This is a genomic window from Pseudomonas serboccidentalis (genome assembly GCF_028830055.1).
GTDB lineage: Bacteria > Pseudomonadota > Gammaproteobacteria > Pseudomonadales > Pseudomonadaceae > Aquipseudomonas > Aquipseudomonas serboccidentalis.
Map to the genome: position 1 here is coordinate 1,780,848 of NZ_CP101655.1, position 15,024 is coordinate 1,795,871.

Annotated in this window: 18 protein-coding genes; 9 read left to right on the forward strand and 9 right to left on the reverse strand. The window is 61.7% G+C overall.

Features of this window, described 5'->3' with window-relative positions; translation table 11 throughout:
* Nucleotides 1-79: 79 nt before the first annotated feature.
* Both NN484_RS08220 and NN484_RS08225 read left to right on the forward strand, forming a co-directional pair.
* Complete coding sequence (locus NN484_RS08220) at nucleotides 80-919, forward strand: AraC family transcriptional regulator (protein ID WP_127651501.1); 840 nt, start codon at nucleotides 80-82, stop codon at nucleotides 917-919.
* 68 nt (nucleotides 920-987) lie between these two features.
* Nucleotides 988-1,566: a LysE family translocator gene (locus NN484_RS08225; RefSeq protein WP_215499537.1), complete on the forward strand. Its 579-nt coding sequence runs from the start codon at nucleotides 988-990 to the stop codon at nucleotides 1,564-1,566.
* Here NN484_RS08225 and NN484_RS08230 read toward each other — a convergent pair.
* The 7 genes from NN484_RS08230 to NN484_RS08260 are packed head-to-tail and all read right to left on the reverse strand — an operon-like array spanning nucleotide 1,537 to nucleotide 7,858.
* Nucleotides 1,537-2,931 carry an ATP-binding protein gene (locus NN484_RS08230; protein ID WP_274658854.1) on the reverse strand — a complete coding sequence of 465 codons (1,395 nt, stop codon included), beginning with the start codon at nucleotides 2,929-2,931 and terminating at the stop codon, nucleotides 1,537-1,539. The two genes, NN484_RS08225 and NN484_RS08230, sit on opposite strands and share 30 nt — an antisense overlap.
* Nucleotides 2,928-3,590: a response regulator gene (locus NN484_RS08235; protein ID WP_127651498.1), complete on the reverse strand. Its 663-nt coding sequence runs from the start codon at nucleotides 3,588-3,590 to the stop codon at nucleotides 2,928-2,930. Before NN484_RS08235 ends, NN484_RS08230 begins: the two co-directional genes overlap by 4 nt.
* Before the next feature lie 11 nt (nucleotides 3,591-3,601).
* Nucleotides 3,602-4,246, reverse strand: a complete 645-nt coding sequence (locus NN484_RS08240) for a tetratricopeptide repeat protein (RefSeq protein ID WP_215499541.1) — start codon at nucleotides 4,244-4,246, stop codon at nucleotides 3,602-3,604.
* Complete coding sequence (locus NN484_RS08245) at nucleotides 4,243-5,052, reverse strand: SDR family oxidoreductase (RefSeq protein ID WP_127651496.1); 810 nt, start codon at nucleotides 5,050-5,052, stop codon at nucleotides 4,243-4,245. Before NN484_RS08245 ends, NN484_RS08240 begins: the two co-directional genes overlap by 4 nt.
* Entirely contained in the window at nucleotides 5,039-5,713 is a 675-nt protein-coding gene (locus tag NN484_RS08250) for an iron-containing redox enzyme family protein (protein WP_127651495.1), read from the reverse strand. The genes NN484_RS08245 and NN484_RS08250 overlap by 14 nt, the downstream gene beginning before the upstream one ends.
* Nucleotides 5,710-7,191, reverse strand: coding sequence for an AMP-binding protein (locus NN484_RS08255; protein ID WP_274658855.1), 1,482 nt, complete (start codon nucleotides 7,189-7,191; stop codon nucleotides 5,710-5,712). Before NN484_RS08255 ends, NN484_RS08250 begins: the two co-directional genes overlap by 4 nt.
* Entirely contained in the window at nucleotides 7,181-7,858 is a 678-nt protein-coding gene (locus tag NN484_RS08260; protein ID WP_274658856.1) for a thermostable hemolysin, read from the reverse strand. The genes NN484_RS08255 and NN484_RS08260 overlap by 11 nt, the downstream gene beginning before the upstream one ends.
* A gap of 208 nt (nucleotides 7,859-8,066) precedes the next feature.
* On the opposite strand from NN484_RS08260, the gene NN484_RS08265 reads away from it, so the two are divergent.
* From NN484_RS08265 to dapF, 6 genes are all read left to right on the forward strand, one after another.
* The gene (locus NN484_RS08265; protein ID WP_127651492.1) at nucleotides 8,067-8,615 is read left to right on the forward strand and encodes a cytochrome b; all 549 of its coding nucleotides are present in this window, start codon (nucleotides 8,067-8,069) and stop codon (nucleotides 8,613-8,615) included.
* 189 nt (nucleotides 8,616-8,804) lie between these two features.
* Nucleotides 8,805-9,719: a tetratricopeptide repeat protein gene (locus tag NN484_RS08270; RefSeq protein ID WP_215499548.1), complete on the forward strand. Its 915-nt coding sequence runs from the start codon at nucleotides 8,805-8,807 to the stop codon at nucleotides 9,717-9,719.
* Between the two features lie 69 nt (nucleotides 9,720-9,788).
* A complete protein-coding gene (locus NN484_RS08275) occupies nucleotides 9,789-10,664 on the forward strand; it encodes a tetratricopeptide repeat protein (protein WP_215499551.1) in 876 nt (291 codons plus the stop codon).
* A 99-nt stretch (nucleotides 10,665-10,763) separates the two neighbouring features.
* Nucleotides 10,764-10,979 carry a DUF4287 domain-containing protein gene (locus tag NN484_RS08280; RefSeq protein ID WP_139054715.1) on the forward strand — a complete coding sequence of 72 codons (216 nt, stop codon included), beginning with the start codon at nucleotides 10,764-10,766 and terminating at the stop codon, nucleotides 10,977-10,979.
* Between the two features lie 13 nt (nucleotides 10,980-10,992).
* Complete coding sequence (locus NN484_RS08285; protein WP_274658857.1) at nucleotides 10,993-11,496, forward strand: GNAT family N-acetyltransferase; 504 nt, start codon at nucleotides 10,993-10,995, stop codon at nucleotides 11,494-11,496.
* Complete coding sequence (gene dapF / locus NN484_RS08290) at nucleotides 11,477-12,295, forward strand: diaminopimelate epimerase (protein ID WP_215499557.1); 819 nt, start codon at nucleotides 11,477-11,479, stop codon at nucleotides 12,293-12,295. Before NN484_RS08285 ends, dapF begins: the two co-directional genes overlap by 20 nt.
* 97 nt (nucleotides 12,296-12,392) lie before the next feature.
* Here dapF and NN484_RS08295 read toward each other — a convergent pair whose 3' ends face one another.
* Nucleotides 12,393-12,932, reverse strand: a complete 540-nt coding sequence (locus NN484_RS08295) for a thioesterase family protein (protein ID WP_127651486.1) — start codon at nucleotides 12,930-12,932, stop codon at nucleotides 12,393-12,395.
* A 311-nt stretch (nucleotides 12,933-13,243) separates the two neighbouring features.
* Complete coding sequence (locus NN484_RS08300) at nucleotides 13,244-14,038, reverse strand: nitrilase-related carbon-nitrogen hydrolase (RefSeq protein ID WP_215499559.1); 795 nt, start codon at nucleotides 14,036-14,038, stop codon at nucleotides 13,244-13,246.
* A gap of 617 nt (nucleotides 14,039-14,655) precedes the next feature.
* Between NN484_RS08300 and NN484_RS08305 the strand changes: the two genes are divergently transcribed.
* Nucleotides 14,656-15,018, forward strand: a complete 363-nt coding sequence (locus NN484_RS08305) for a DUF6124 family protein (RefSeq protein WP_215499561.1) — start codon at nucleotides 14,656-14,658, stop codon at nucleotides 15,016-15,018.
* The last annotated feature ends 6 nt before the right edge of the window (nucleotides 15,019-15,024 follow it).

Genomic DNA, 15,024 nt, shown 5'->3' on the forward strand with positions numbered 1-15,024 from the left:
GTCGGGCAGTGCACAAACGTTCTAGCCGTTCAGGGGCATTTGTGGATTACTGGCGCCAGCCCATCAGCGTATTCAAGCCATGAGTAACTGGATCGACCTTGCCCACGACCGGGAAACCGGCATCGAAACCCTGCACGCGCATTTCGCCGGGCACGCGCACGCCTACGATCCGCACTGGCATGAAACCTACCTGATCGGTTTCACCGAGCAAGGCGTGCAGCGTTTCAACAGCCGTCGGGCACGGCATGACAGTACTCCGGGCAAAGTCTTCATGCTCGAACCCGGGGACATTCATGACGGCGACGCGCCGAGCCCGGACGGCTTCACCTATCGCATGCTGTACCTGCAACCGGCGTGGCTGGAACAGGCGCTGGACGGCCTGCAACTGGACGGCTGCGCGGGCGGCTTGCCCGGCATTGGCAACGTGCTCAACGACGATCCCGAACTGGCCCGCGCCACTCTGTTCGCGTTCAACGCGCTGCATAAACAGGACGTGCGCATGGTCCGCGAAGTGGCGCTGGATGCGTTGCTCGAACGTCTGGCGCTGCACCTCTATCGGCGCCCGCAATCATCCGCCACGCTGCGTGCGCCGCTGATTGCCCGGCAGGCGCGGGACTACCTGATGGCCTACCACGAGCAGGACATCAGCCTGCACACCCTGGCCGAAGTCTGCGGCACCGACCGCTTTCGTCTGACTCGGGCGTTCAAGGCAGCCTATGGTCTGGCACCGCATGCCTGGCTGATCCAGTTACGGCTGATCCGTGGCCGGCAATTGCTGGCCGCCGGGGTGCAGCCGGTGGACGTGGCGAGCAGGCTCGGTTTCTCCGATCAAAGTCACTTGGGCCGCTGGTTCGTGCGCGCCTACGGCATCACGCCGGGTGCCTATCAGCAGCGTGCCATCGGCACCTTTCGACGCTGAACAAACGTTCAAGACCACAGCGCTGCGCAACCGCCACAGTAGGCCCTGACTTTCTACAGGGCCGTGCCATGCTTGCGTTCATTCTCTTTGCCTTCGTTGCCTCGATCACCCCGGGGCCGACCAATCTCATCGTGCTCAGTACCAGCGCCCGACGCGGCTGGCGGCCGTGCCTGCCGATCATTCTCGGTGCGGGAGCCGGCGCCGCGTCGTTGGTGTGGGTCGCCGGTGCGGGCGCGAGCACGCTGATGCTGCCCGGGGTGCGCCCGGTGATCAGTGTGCTTGGGTTGGGCTGGATGCTGTGGCTGGCGTGGCAGATTTTCACGGCGCCGGCCACGGCCATCGATCCCGCTGCCGGCGAGGAAAAACCCGAGCTGGGTTTGCTGGGCGCCGCGCTGTTGCAATGGGTCAACCCCAAATCGTGGATGATGGCGATTGCCGTGATCAGCGTGTTCACCGCTCAGGGGCAAGGGCTGAATGCGCTGTGCCTGGCGTTTTTTCTGGTGTCGTTACCGTGTCTGGCGCTGTGGGCGCTGCTCGGTCGAGGCGCGGCGCGCTGGCTGAGTAATCCGGCGCAGTTGCAGTGGCTGAACCGGATTCTCGCGGTGCTGCTGGTCGTCTCATCCGCCGCTGCGTTGCTGCACAGTTGAACTGACCGGCACCGACAACGTCGCGCACAACCCGCCCTCAGCCCGGTTGACCAAAGTAATCCGTCCGCCCAGGCGCAACGCGATGGTGTTGACGATGGTCAGCCCCAGGCCTGCACCGTTGGCGTTGCCTCGGCTGTAGAAACGTTCGAACAACCGCGCCCGATCCGCCTCGTCGATGCCCGGGCCCTGGTCTTCGACGCTCAGAAGGCACCAGCCGTCGACTTCGCTCAACTTCACAGTGATCACGCCGTTCTCCGGAGAGAAGTTGGCGGCGTTGGTGATCAGGTTGCTCAGGGCGATGTCGATGGCGGCGGTGCTGGCCATGACGTGCAGTGCTTGCTCGCTGTCTTCGAAGGCCAGTTCCAGGTGTTTGCTCAGTAGCCACGGCGTCAGTTGCACGAGGCAGTTGCGCGCGGTTTCGCTGAGGTCGATGCGTTGCAGCGGCGGCGGGTTGGATTTCGGTTCCAGGCGGGCCATGGTCAGCAGCTGGTTGACCAGCCGACTGGCGCGGTCGACGCCGGAAATCAGAAACTGCAAAGACTCGCGGCGCTCCTGTTCGGTGCCGGCCTCCAGCAGGTTTTGCGCATGCACCCGCAGCACCGCCAGTGGCGTACGCATCTCGTGGGCAGCGTCGGCGATGAAGCGTCGTTCGCGGCCGAGCACTTCCTGGATCTGTGCGAGCATGCGGTTGAGCGCCGCCTGCATCGGTTCCAGCTCGCTGGGCAGCGGCGTCAGTTGTAGCGGTTCCAGCGAGCCGCTGTGCCGGGCGCGCAGGGTCGCGGCCATGTCCGCCAAAGGTTTGAGGCCCCAGCCGATGGCCAGCCAGATCATCGCCGCGAGTATCAGGCTGCCCAGCACGTTCGGCCACAGGGTGTGACGCACAATGCGGTCGACCAGATCGGCACGCACATCGTCGCGCTCGCCGACCCAGATGCGCAGACCGTTCTGCGGATCTTCCAGCACGAAGGCGCGCCAGTGCCGGTTGTTCAAATCCACCACATCGCTGAAGCCCGGTTGCATCGGCGGTGCGGTGAACGACGGCGCACTGGCGGTGTGCACCAGCACCTCACCCTTGGGGTTCCACACCTGGAAAGCGATCTTGCTTTCGTACGGATGGCCGTCGATGCGTGGCTTGGCTTCGCTCAGCGCCTGATTGAACGCCTGATACAGCTGCGAATGTTCCCTGCTCGCCAGCGGCATGCGCATCACGCCCTGCAACAGGCGGGCGTTTTGCGCCAGTTGGGCGTCGTAGACTTCGGCGATTTCGTGGTTGCTGTCGTGCAGGTTGAACACGCTGAGCACAGCAAGACCGGTGAGCAGCAAACCGATGATCAGCGTCAGCGTGCGGCGACGGATCGAGGTCATCGACGCTCCTCCACCAGATAACCCACGCCGCGAACGGTGCGGATCAGGTCGGTGGAGAATTTTTTGCGCAGGTGATGGATGTGCACTTCCAGGGTGTTGCTTTCCGCTTCCTCGTTCCAGCCGTAGAGCAACTGGATCAGTTGGTCGCGGGTCATCACCCGGCCCGGCGGCGACAGCAGTTCGTGCAGTAACTGATATTCCTTGGGCGTCAGGGCCACCGGCTGACCCTGATAGCTGACTTGCTGAGTGCCGGGATTGAGGCTGATGCCGGCGTGCTCGATCAGCGCCTGGCCGCGACCGGCACTGCGGCGCAACAAGGCCCGCAGGCGCGCCTTGAGTTCGGCGAGGTCGAACGGTTTGACCAGGTAATCGTCAGCGCCGGCGTCCAGCCCGGCGATGCGATCTTCAGTGGCATCGCGCGCGGTGAGAATCAGCACCGGCAGGTTCGACCCGCTGTCGCGCAGGCGGCGCAGCACTTCGAGGCCGTCCATGCGCGGCAGGCCCAGATCGAGCACCGCCACGTCGAAAGTCTCACTGAGCAGCGCATGTAACGCGCTGCTGCCGTCCTTGAGCCAGTCGACGGTGTAACCTTCGCGGCCCAGCGCCTGATGAATGCCTTCACCGAGCGCGATGTCATCCTCAATCAGTAGTAAACGCACGCGGACTCCTGTCAGTCGAGTTTCTTGTTCACGTCCACCAGCAGGGCGGCGATTTCTTTGCGACGCCCGGCATCAGCGGTTTCCCGGCCCGGGCGCGGCGCGGCTTGCAGCGCTTTGAGCAGCGCGGCCCTGGCTTCAGCGTAGTGCTTCTGACGGTAGAGGTGATCGCCCCAGAAGTACAGGCTGTCGATGCCGTCCGGGTTCAGTTGCAAGGCTTGCTTGAGCAGTTGCTCGGCCTTGTCGCTGTCGCCGAAACCGATCGGCCAGCCCGGGACGCGATCATACAACGCGGCGAGGCTGGTGTAGGCCGAACCTTGCAGGGCCTTGGGGTCAAGCGTCAGGGCTTTTTCCAGATCGGCCTTGGCGTCCTTGGCCTTGCCCAGGGCGCCGAGACCGCCCTGAGCACCGGCCCAACTGCTGGTGACGATGCCTTTCCAGATCCACGCTTCGGCCACCGCCGGACGCTGGGTAGTGAAGGCAGTGGCGTCGGACGACAGTTGCTCGAATGCGGCGGCGCGCTGTTTTTCTGCCACCTCGTATTGGATGTGCGCCCAGCTCTGCTGGATGCCGTTGAGGCGTTGCTGGTCGGCCGGTTCCAGGGCCCAGACGCTTTGACTGAGGGCGGCGAACAACAGGCATGCGGAAAGTTTTTTCATGGTTTTGGGGACTCGTTGTCAGTTTTTTCACTGAGGCGGCGAATCAGCGGCAGTTGCTTGCGCAAGCCTCGATCCACCAAGTGCGGCAGCAGGTTGTTGAGGCGCACGAAGAAGCGTTCGGGCCAGCCCAGATACAGGTCGCGGCGGTCGCCGGCAATCGCATGGACCACCGCCGAGGCCACGGTTTGCGGGTCATCGACGTTGGACTTGAGCGCATCGTTCAAGGCTTGCGCCGCCGCACTGTTCATCGAGGTGCGCGTGGCCCGGGGCGCGACATACAACACGTTGACCCGGGTGTCGGCCAGTTCCCGGCGCAACGCTTCCGAGAAACCGCGCAGGGCGAACTTGGTCGCGCAGTAGCTGGCGTAACCGGGGTAACCGATCGAGCCATAGGTGGAACCGACGTTGACCACCATCGCGCTGTCGGCCTGTTTGAGCAGCGGCAGCAGCAGTTTGGTCAGGCACATCGGCGCACTGATGTTCACCGCGAGCATGGTGTTGATGTCGCTGTCATCGAGCTGCTCGAGCATGGCGAAGTGGTTGACCCCAGCGGCATTGATCAGCAGGTTGATGCCTCCGATGGCTTCAGCCGCGGCCAGCACTTTGCGCCGGTCGCTGAGAAAGGTCAGGTCGGCGGCGACCCAGCACAGGGTCTCGGGATAGCGTGCCAGCAACGGCGCCAGCGCCTCCTCATGCCGCGCCACGGCCAGCACCCTGGCACCGGCGGCGCACAAGGCCTCGGTAATCGCCATGCCGATGCCGCCACTGGCACCGGTCAAGACCACGCGTGCGTCACGCAGCTGCATGTTGAGCCTCCGCATCGCGCGGCAGGCCACGGAACATGTCGGTGTACAGGCGATAGACGACTTTCGAGGCGTGAATCACCGCCGCTTGGTCCTCGGGATCTTCCAGCTGATTCATCAGTCGGCGATAGGTCTGCATGTGTTCGATGTCGAGCGAGCCGTGCGAGCTCAGGTAGCTGAACGCTGTTTCCGGCAGCGCCAGGCGCTCGCGAATGCTGCCCGCCGCATGGGTGGCCAGGGCGATGCTGGTGCCTTCGAGCACGTTGACCATGCCGAACAGCCCGACTGGATTGCCACGGGCGATCAGGTCGTAGAGAAAACTCACCATCAATTCGATCGGCAGCGACGGCTGGCCGTCGCGCACCGCATCGCGATCACCGCCACACGCGGCGATGTCGTTGAGTACCCAGTGTTCATGGCCGTATTCGTCTTCGATGTACTCGGCCACCGCTTTGCGCAGCCATTCCAGGCGCATCGGCAGGCGCGCGCCGCAGGCCATCATCAACGGCACGGTGTGGCGCACGTGGTAATACGCCTGAGCCAGAAACGCCCGGTAGCTGTCGAGGCTGACCTTGCCTTGCAGGGCATCAAGGATGATCGGCAGGTTGAACAACTCGTTGCGTTCTTGCTGCGTGGCTTCTTGCAGGGTGTCGAAAAAACTCATGACGCGGACTCCTCGGAAACGGCGGATTCAGACAATTGGGTGCGGTACTGCGCGACGATTGCATCGCGGCGCGGGCGGCCATTGGCGGTGAGCAAGCCATTGGCGGCGGTGAACGGTTGGGTCAGGCGCGTCCAGCGATGCACCTGCGCGTAGTCGGGCAAGGCTTCGTTGGCTTCGGCGACCGCAGCGGCCAGCTCGGCGTCGCTGCAATCGGCGCGGTGCGGCCAGAGCAAGGCGTGGTTGTGCGGCAAGGCTTCGCCGTAGACGAAGGCCTGGGCAATATGGCGGCGCTGGGTCAGTTCGGACTCGACCCATTCCGGGTTGACGTTGCGCCCGAAACTGGTGACGAACTGGTGCTTCTTGCGGCCCTTGAGGTAGAGGAAACCTTCCGGATCGAACTCGCCCAGGTCGCCGCTCGGCCACCATTCGTCGGTGTACGGCGCTTCCCCTAGATAACCGAGCAGCGTCGAGCCCTTGATCAGCACTTCGCCGTCCTCGGCCAGGCGCACCTCGACGTGGGGCAGGGGCTGGCCGACGCTGCCCGGACGCCGTGCACCGGGGCGATTGAGGCACACCACCGAGGCGCATTCGGACAAGCCGTAGCCTTCGAACACCGGCAGGCCGACGCGCTGCGCACGGTGCAGCAGATCCTCTGACACCCGTGCGCCACCGACGGCGGCGAAGCGCAGTTTTTGCGGGTCAAAGGCTTTCTGTTCGGCAGCGCTGACCAGCATCAATAACAGTTGTGGCACCAGAATCAGACTCTCCGGCGCACGCCCGGCCAGGTAGCCCAGCAGATGCGGCACGTCGACGCCACTGGCGCCCTGAATGCCCAGCGTCTTTTGGCTCGGCAGACTCAACGTCGCACCGGCGTACAGCGCCGCATAACAGCCGAGGTTTTCCAGCAGAATCGCCAGCGGCAACAGCGCCAGATGATGCTGTGGGTCGGTGGATTTACTCGCCTGCTCCAGCTCCCGCGCCACGCGCAGCAAACTGTCAGCGCTCAAGCACACGCCTTTGGGTGTGCCGGTGGTGCCAGAGGTGAACGTCAGTTTGGCGGTGCCGGCCGGCAGGCGACTCGGGCCGCTGAACGTGCGGCACCAGAACTCGCCGCGTTTCTCATAACCGGCCGCCAGCAGTTCGGCTGCCAGCTCCGGCTCGGCGATCACCCGTTCGGCCTGGCTCTGCTCCAGACAATGAGCGCGTTGCGCCGGGCTGAAAAACGGTGGCAGTGTTACGCAGGTCAAGCCTTCGAACAGCACGGCCAGATCCCACAGCATCGCGTCGACGCCGTTGTCCAACGCCAAGGCAATCACCTGCGCCTGCTCATCGCGCAGACGCTCCTGGCGATACAGCACCTCCGCAAACAGGGTGGCGTAATCGAGCTTCAGTGTGTCGCCCCACAGGGCGGTGGTGTTGTCATTGCGCCGGGCATGGTCGCGCAGGGTTTCCTGGAAGCGTTGCAATTCAAGCGACATGGCAGGCTCCTTCAATCGAGGTCGGCAGTCCCAACCGAGTGAACAGGCCGATATTGCGCAAATGGATGAATCCGGCGCGGATGTTGCCGACGTGCACCCAGGGTTTGCTTTCGTAATAACTGCCCCAGTGTTGACGCTCGTCACCCAGTCGTTCCGGGTCGGCGGCGCATAATGTCACTGGCTTCAGACCGAGCCGATGGAAGCTGTTGACCAGGCCGATGTTGCCGGTGAATGTCACCCATTCCAGGCCGCCCATGGCCAGCAGGTAGGTGATGGTGATGATGCTCAGCCGTGCACTGCCGGTGTCGCTGGCGGCGAGGTTGCCGACTTCGACGATGCCGGTGCGATCCACCGGGCGATCGGCCGCGGCGCTGATCAACGGTTCGATCGGCTCATCCAGGTAACGCTCCAGAAACAGCGGCTCCCGATGGGCGCGCCGTACACCGGCCACCGCGCACAGTTCGCCGTCGCCGTTGTGCATGCCGAACAGCTCGGGCATAAAGTGTCGAATGTCGGCGCCGTGGGCCTTGCGAAAACGTTGCTGGATGAAGGCTTCGAAGGTCTCTCGCAGTGCGTCGTCGGGCAAGGCGCCGGTCAAAGTCATCGGCGGTGCTTCGGCTTGACCGAAGCGCAGGGGAAGGGGGATGTTCCAGTCGTAATCGGGCATGGGCAGAATGCCTTCCTCAATGGTTTGAGCGAAGTATCGGAGGCATTTCTTAACGAAGTCTGAAGGTGAAAAAAGGTTAATCAATCGGGCAATCTTCAGATTGTCTTAAGACTGCAAGGGCAGGGTGGCACCGTCGGTCCGCCCTGCAACCGGATCGAGACCGTCGAACGAATCGACCGTCGCTCACGACAATCACGAGGCGCTTCTTATGACCCGCGACACCGCCGTTACCCGTTATGGAAAACTTTCAATCACCCTGCACTGGCTGATGCTGGCGCTGTTCGTCGGCGTATATGCCTGTGTCGAAATCAAGGGCTTCATGCCCAAGGGCAGCGAAGCGCGCGGCCTGCTGATGGGCTTTCATGGCCTGTTCGGCGCGGCCATCTTCGCTCTGGTCTGGGTGCGTCTGCTCGGCCGTCTGACTCCACGCCCACCGATTACCCCCAAGCCACCCGCCTGGCAGACCGGCGTCTCGCACCTGATGCACCTGGCGCTGTACGTGCTGATGATCGCCACACCGATCCTCGCCTGGCTGATGCTCGCCGCCGCCGACAAGCCGTTCCCGTACTTCGGCTTCCACGTCCCGGCGCCGGTGGCCATCGACCCGGACTTCGCCAAACAACTCAAGTACTGGCATGAAACGCTGGGCAGCACCGGCTACTGGCTGATCGGCCTGCATGCGGCGGCGGGGCTGTTCCACCATTACTGGGTGCGGGATAACACGCTGGTGCGGATGCTGCCGGGCCGCACGGAATAACGCTGACCTCCCCTGTAGGAGTGAGCCTGCTCGCGATAGCGGTAGACCCGTCAGCATGGGTGTCGACTGAGCAGACGCCATCGCGAGCAAGCTCGCTCCCACAGGTTTTGTGGTGTGTTTGAATGCTCGGGCTTCAGGTTTTGCGCCTGCCTGCCGATGAAATCTGCACGATTTCAACGGATGCCGTTCATGAACAAGGTTGTTGCTCTACTGGCGTTTACCGCCCTCGTCGCAGGCTGCAAATCCCTCGGCGGTTCCAGCGGCAATCCCATCGCTGACGCGCATCCCGTCTTCCGTTGCGCCGCCTACTTCGATCAGCCGTCGCTCAGTGAGCAGCAGCTCAACGACATCCGTGCCCTCAGCCGCCGCGACAACGGTTGCAAGTTGATTCTCGGCAGAATGTACGAAGCGGGCCGAGGCGTACCCCGAGACATCCCCCAGGCCAAAACCGTTTATCAGTCCCTCGCCGAGGCCGAACCGCGTGCCTACAACCGACTCGGCGCGATGGCCGAGCAGGGCATCGGCGGCCCGGTCGATCTGGTCGCCGCGAGGGACTTCTATCAGCGTGCCGTCAGCAAACCGGGCAACACCGACATCGAGTTCAAACTGGCCGAGTTCATGGAGAACGGCAAAGGTGGTCCTGAGGATCTTCAAGGCGCATTGAAGTATTACCTCAGCAGTGCTGGCGCCCTCGACGCGGCCTGGAGTGGTGTGCAACGACTGCGTGCCCAAGGTGTTCCGATGACAACTGCGCAGCAGAAGCGCTACAACGAGATCTTCGGCAGCAGCGTTTATTACCGCTTGAGAAAGAAGGTCGAGTACCTCGAAGAGGCCTTGAAGAAAGAGAGAATGACGTCGCCCGACAGCCAACCGGTCAGTGTGAAGCTGGAGGGGATCCCCGGTGTGCCGGTGCCGACCCTCTCGCTGGTGCAAAGCTCCGGTAACAGTGCTGTCGACCAGAAAGTACTGCAGGGTTTCGCCGATTACCGTTTCCCCGGTGAGCCGATCATTGCGCCGGACCAGAAAACCTACTGGCTCATATCCACCGTCAGGACCGACGGCAAAACTGAATTGCAGAGATTGAAAGACCTCATGACGAAGTGAGCGGCTCCTGACCGATTCAGCACGGATCATATATTTTAAGAAGTAAGGCGGACCCGACGGATGCAGCGCATGAACAAGGCAGTTATTGGGGCATTCATGACCCTCGTCGCAGGTTGCAGCAGCCCCCCACCCAATCCTCAGGAAGCAAGCCTCACCGGCACCCGCTGCCTGCTCTTCGCGAGTGTGAGCGACCTTCCCGCCGACCGCGTCGATGACATCCGCGACGCCAGCGACAACGGCAACCTCAAGTGCAGGATTGCGCTTGGCGCTTTGTATGAGTTCGGTCGTGGCGGCCTATCGCCGGATGTGCGCAAGGCCCGCTCCCTGTATGAGTCTGTCGCTGCGCTGGATGGCGCCGGGTATGAGCAACTGGCACGCATGGCCGAGGAGGGCAGCGGGCAGGCGCCTGACGCTGTCGAGGCGCGACGGCTTTATCAGTTAGCGCTCGTCCATCGTGAGAGCGCCAGCAGCGAGTTCGCGCTGGCCCGGTTGATGGAACAAGGCCGAGGTGGCCCACAGGACCTGTCCGGGGCGCTGACGCATTACCTCAATGCCACTCGACAAATCGATGACCCGGCATGGGACGGTGTGCAACGGCTCCGCGTCCAGGGGCTGACCCTGACCGCCGAGCAGACACAGCGCTACAACGAAAAATGGTACGACGCCGTTGGCACCAGCCTCACAAGAACGGTGTACGACACCGAGCTGCTGTTGAACAAACAGATCAAACCTGGCACCGCGAGCAAACCGGTCACACTGGAGGCGAAAGGCAAACCCGGTTCGTTGGTGCCGCAATTCACCTTGGTCGAAAGCTCTGGCAATAACGAGGTCGACCAAGCCGTGCTCAAGGCCCTCAGCGAATACCGTTACCCGGCGCAGCCGATCCTCAAAGCAGGGCAGGAGTCCTGGTCGTCAGAGTTTCCGGTCAAGGTCGGCGTGAACTGAACGGGCTCACTTGCCGGAACAGCGTCTCGCGTCCACTCTATGGCATGCCGACAAGGAGCGTCCGCCGACCCTCCGTCGAGATCAAAGGGAGCTTGCAGCATGAGCGAAGACAACAAGGTAAAAGGCCCAGCGTCGTACTTCCCCTCCATCGAAAAGAAGTACGGCCAGCCCATCGATCATTGGCTGAACCTGCTCGCTGGCGTCACCGACAAGAAGCACATGGAGCTTGTGGCGTGGCTCAAGGACGAACACGGCATGGGCCACGGCCATGCCAACGCGCTGGTGGCGCATCACCTGGCCGCAGGCAAACAGTGAGGGCAGGGCAGCGATGAACTTCTCCCACCGGCCCGTCACGGCCGACGACGTCAAAACGCTTTGCGGCTTTCCGCAGGGCGTTCAAGAGTTGTACTTCATGTTCCCGAAAGCGCAGTACCCGCTGACGGAAGAACAGATGCACACCGCGATCAGTCAGCGCTTCGACTCCACGGCGTTTTTGGCCAACGGCGAGTTCGTCGGTTTCGCCAACTTCTACCGTGCCGAGCACGGCGGCGTCTGCTGCATCGGCAACGTCATCGTCGCCTCCTACGCCCGTGGCCAGGGTGTCGCTCGGTACATTGTCGAAACCATGACCGCCGTCGGCTTCGAAAAGTATCAGGCCAGGGAAGTGCAGCTTTCCTGCTTCAACGAAAACACCGCTGGGTTGCTGCTTTACCCGAAACTCGGCTTCGTGCCGTTCTCCATCGAAGAGCGTGCGGCGCCGGGTGGCAGACGTGTGGCGCTGATCAACATGACGCGCAGTAGAGGCGCAATCGATGCCGCTGACCTTCCATAAGATGCACGCCAACGGCGATGATTTCGTCGTGATCGACGCACGCAACAGCGTCAACCCCGTCACCGGCGAACTCGCCCGGCGTCTGGGTGATCGCCATCGCGGCATCGGCTTCAACCAGCTCGCTGTGGTGCTCGATTGCGAAGACGCCGATGCACGCCTGGAGTTCTGGAACGCTGATGGCTCAGCGCTCGACGTCTGCGGCAGCGCCACTCGTGGCGCCGCCGACCGACTGATGCGTGAAACCAGCCGCACCTTGATCGTCCTGCGCACCCAACGCGGTCTGCTGACCTGCGAACGCACACCCTCGGGCACGATTTCGGTGGAGATGGGCCAGCCGCTGTTCAACTGGGCAGACATCCCGCTGGCGCAGGCACTCGACACCCTCACACTGCCACTGCCCGGCGACCCCGCCGCGTGCAGTATGGGCAATCCGCACTGCACGTTTTTCGTCGAAGACTTGAGTGCCGTCGACATCGTCACCCTCGGCCCACGCCTGGAAACCCACCCGTTGTTCCCTCGCAAAACCAACGTCCACTTTGTGCAGATCATCGACCGTCAGCACATTCGCCTGCGCATCTGGGAACGCAACGGCGCCATCCCGCTCGGCTCGGGCTCCTGCTCATGTGGCGCGGCCGTCAACGGCATGCGCCGAGGGTTGCTGGATAACACCGTAGAAGTCGAATGCGACGGCGGCCCCGTCACGGTTCACTGGGACGGCACAGGCCCGGTCATCCTCAGCGGCCCGGTAGAGGCGAGCTTCACCGGCACCATCGCTGACCACCAACTCGAGCCCAAGTGAAACACGCCCCCTGTAGGAGTGAGCCTGCTCGCGAAGGCTCCCGCCCAAGCGACACCGCTCCCTATCCATAAACGCGATCATCCAGACGCCCCATGACTCAAACCTCCTCACCCCTAAGCTGAAGGCTCATCAGATCGCAACTCGCGGACCACGACGTCAACCACTCCGGCATCTCGGGCGACTGTTCAGGCAACCCCAATTCCCTGACGAACTCACCCGGCGCAATCGTGCCTTTCGCCGAACGAAACAGCCCACGCATGACCACCACGCCGATCACCCGTCCCTTGCTCACGAAGCGGTGTTCCATGAAGCTCCATTTGTCGTCCCAGCCGAGCATCCGGCTGTGGATTTCAAATGCTTCAAACAGCTTCAGTTCACGCCGGAATTTACCCCAGGTATCCCCAACGACGGGTAGCGCTTTAGTGCGCAACGCCACTCGAAACGCGCCACTGCGCAACACAAAATCCATGCGTCCGACGTCGGCCATTGTGAAATAGCGGCCATTGGTGACGTGCCGATTGAAATCGAGATCCAGCGGCCACACGCGCATGCGGATAACGGTGGATTCCAGCGCATTGACCGGCCTGCGCCAAGGTCGACGAAAAAGCATGCAGAGCAGTCGAAACCACAGATTCATAAGTACGTCAGCCAGTTGAAAGAGCGCTGCACTCTAGCGACCCGGGCGTCGGCGAGGTAGGTGCGTAAATGACTTTTTTGGGCTGAACAGTGCATTCCGATCATTGCTGAGTATTCGTCCGGCCAAGTCATCTACCCAGCCCTGAAACCTGTTGCGATGATCCGCATCGACTCAATCCGGCTCGCCACCGAGCCCATGGACATGCGCGCCGGCACCCGGAAAAAATCGTACGCTAAGGCTTTATAACCTGCCGTAGCGGCCTGAGTTTCTTGTCTTTCAGGTTGCTGGCTTTGCCGCCAGACGTGGCGAGTTCATTTTGGGTGTGGGCCTGATAAAGCATAGCGACTTGCCTCTTCCATCAAGTCATCGCACATAGGATTCGCCTTGAGAACGTGCGCAGCCGGGTCGATTATCGACAAGCCAAGCGACGTCTCTTCTGTGGCGGAAGTCCAAACTTCTCCCATAGGCCCGACAATTTGGCTTTCACCTCTGAATGTCGCCTCTGCGCCTGCATACATTTCCACACCGGTACGATTGGCACAGATAAGCGGAGTGGCATTTTCCATTGCGCGAATACGCGCAAGCTGGGTTGTCCAAGGCCCACCATAGTTGGCTGGACAACACAGTAACTGCGCACCCTGGCGCACCAACAGGCGAGCGGCTTCTGGCATCCAAAGGTCAAAACAGGTAAGTATGCCGAAGCGGCAGATTCCGTCATCGAAACACGCTAATGAATCGCCTGGCGTGAAGAGGCGCTTTTCTATGCGTGACAGGTGGCACTTGCGTTGCTTTCCCAGCCAGCGCCCTCGCGATACGACAATCGCCGTGTTGTAGATGTGATCGCCATCACGCTCGGCGATGCCAGCAATTAGCGTTGCATTCTTGTCTGCCGATAGTTGCAGTAAGAACTGCGCCGTTGGCCCATCGAGCGCCGATTCAGCATGAACAAACAATGCCTCACGCGAGTCGTGAAAATAACCGATGGTGCAAAGCTCGGGCATGACTAAGAGATCAAATTGCGCCAAGTTTACGGTGTCGCGAATCTTCCTGAAATTTGCTGCTGGATCGCCAAATGAAACGGGATACTGCAAAAAAGCCGTCAGCATGAAGTTGTCCAACCATTATGGAAGTTTTCTGGGCCCGGGCTTATCTTCCCTTGGGCGGCGTGAAGTTGAACTATACCCTTGCCGGCTGTCAGGCAGGCCAGCCGCTTAGTGTGAGATTTTGTCCATTTGTAAAGGCAAGGATGTCAGCGAGAAACTCGAACATAGGTGGCAACCGGTTTAGTTACGCAAGACGCGATGCCCGGACGTCTACATTGCTGAAATGGTGTTGATGCTGGATCGGCAGCCAGTTCAATCGGCCGATAAACAGAAAATAATCGGGATGTTTAAACGAAGCCTGCCGTTACCACCGAAGCCCTACAACGCCTTGCGCCATCGCCTACGACTAAGCCAGAATCCGCCGGCTTGTGCGTCTAGGTCGCGGGTTCTATCGTCTGTCGGTCACTGAAAAACAGTGATCGGGTTTGGTAGCCCGCCCTAACTAGTCGCATCGCGCACCGTTCGCAGACCTCTTCAGGTCGCTGCTCAATGGTGGCCATGCGCAGGACACCTTCGGGTGTGCCGGGTCCTAGTTACCGGTCTACCAACCCGCGTGTGGCCGCCACCCTTCGTTTGGTAGCGAAGGTGAAGGCTCCTCTTCAATAACTAGGAGTTTCACCATGATCAAACCAACACCCAATCCCCCAGAAACCGACCTCGCATCCCCCTACGAATCCCTCGATTCCAAAAAACTCCACGAAGCCGCCGAACGCGCCCTCGACCATTACCTCACCCCGGCCACCCAAATCATGGCCAGCAGCAACAAACCCGAACCCATGTACCTCGCCAACCCGAAGTGCGACACCGAATCCCTGCTCGCCAACGCCAGCGAAACCCTCGGCTCGGCCAGCGAAATGCTCAACAACTTCGCCGCCATGCTCGACACCTCCCACCGCAAAACCGCACTCGGCATCGCCCAAGTGGTGATGCTCGGCGAACTCGCCGTAAACCAGGCCCTCGACAACGTCGAAACAGCTCAATAACGCACC

Excerpts from the sequence above, each read along its gene's own strand:
- NN484_RS08305 (WP_215499561.1), top strand. The coding sequence starts at position 14,656 with ATGATCAAACCAACACCCAATCCCCCAGAAACCGACCTCGCATCCCCC.
- NN484_RS08275 (WP_215499551.1), top strand. The coding sequence starts at position 9,789 with ATGAACAAGGCAGTTATTGGGGCATTCATGACCCTCGTCGCAGGTTGC.
- dapF (WP_215499557.1), top strand. The coding sequence starts at position 11,477 with ATGCCGCTGACCTTCCATAAGATGCACGCCAACGGCGATGATTTCGTC.
- NN484_RS08225 (WP_215499537.1), top strand. The coding sequence starts at position 988 with ATGCTTGCGTTCATTCTCTTTGCCTTCGTTGCCTCGATCACCCCGGGG.
- NN484_RS08245 (WP_127651496.1), bottom strand. The coding sequence starts at position 5,052 with ATGCAGCTGCGTGACGCACGCGTGGTCTTGACCGGTGCCAGTGGCGGC.
- NN484_RS08230 (WP_274658854.1), bottom strand. The coding sequence starts at position 2,931 with ATGACCTCGATCCGTCGCCGCACGCTGACGCTGATCATCGGTTTGCTG.
- NN484_RS08240 (WP_215499541.1), bottom strand. The coding sequence starts at position 4,246 with ATGAAAAAACTTTCCGCATGCCTGTTGTTCGCCGCCCTCAGTCAAAGC.
- NN484_RS08250 (WP_127651495.1), bottom strand. The coding sequence starts at position 5,713 with ATGAGTTTTTTCGACACCCTGCAAGAAGCCACGCAGCAAGAACGCAAC.
- NN484_RS08285 (WP_274658857.1), top strand. The coding sequence starts at position 10,993 with ATGAACTTCTCCCACCGGCCCGTCACGGCCGACGACGTCAAAACGCTT.
- NN484_RS08270 (WP_215499548.1), top strand. The coding sequence starts at position 8,805 with ATGAACAAGGTTGTTGCTCTACTGGCGTTTACCGCCCTCGTCGCAGGC.
- NN484_RS08260 (WP_274658856.1), bottom strand. The coding sequence starts at position 7,858 with ATGCCCGATTACGACTGGAACATCCCCCTTCCCCTGCGCTTCGGTCAA.
- NN484_RS08255 (WP_274658855.1), bottom strand. The coding sequence starts at position 7,191 with ATGTCGCTTGAATTGCAACGCTTCCAGGAAACCCTGCGCGACCATGCC.
- NN484_RS08220 (WP_127651501.1), top strand. The coding sequence starts at position 80 with ATGAGTAACTGGATCGACCTTGCCCACGACCGGGAAACCGGCATCGAA.
- NN484_RS08300 (WP_215499559.1), bottom strand. The coding sequence starts at position 14,038 with ATGCTGACGGCTTTTTTGCAGTATCCCGTTTCATTTGGCGATCCAGCA.
- NN484_RS08295 (WP_127651486.1), bottom strand. The coding sequence starts at position 12,932 with ATGAATCTGTGGTTTCGACTGCTCTGCATGCTTTTTCGTCGACCTTGG.
- NN484_RS08280 (WP_139054715.1), top strand. The coding sequence starts at position 10,764 with ATGAGCGAAGACAACAAGGTAAAAGGCCCAGCGTCGTACTTCCCCTCC.
- NN484_RS08265 (WP_127651492.1), top strand. The coding sequence starts at position 8,067 with ATGACCCGCGACACCGCCGTTACCCGTTATGGAAAACTTTCAATCACC.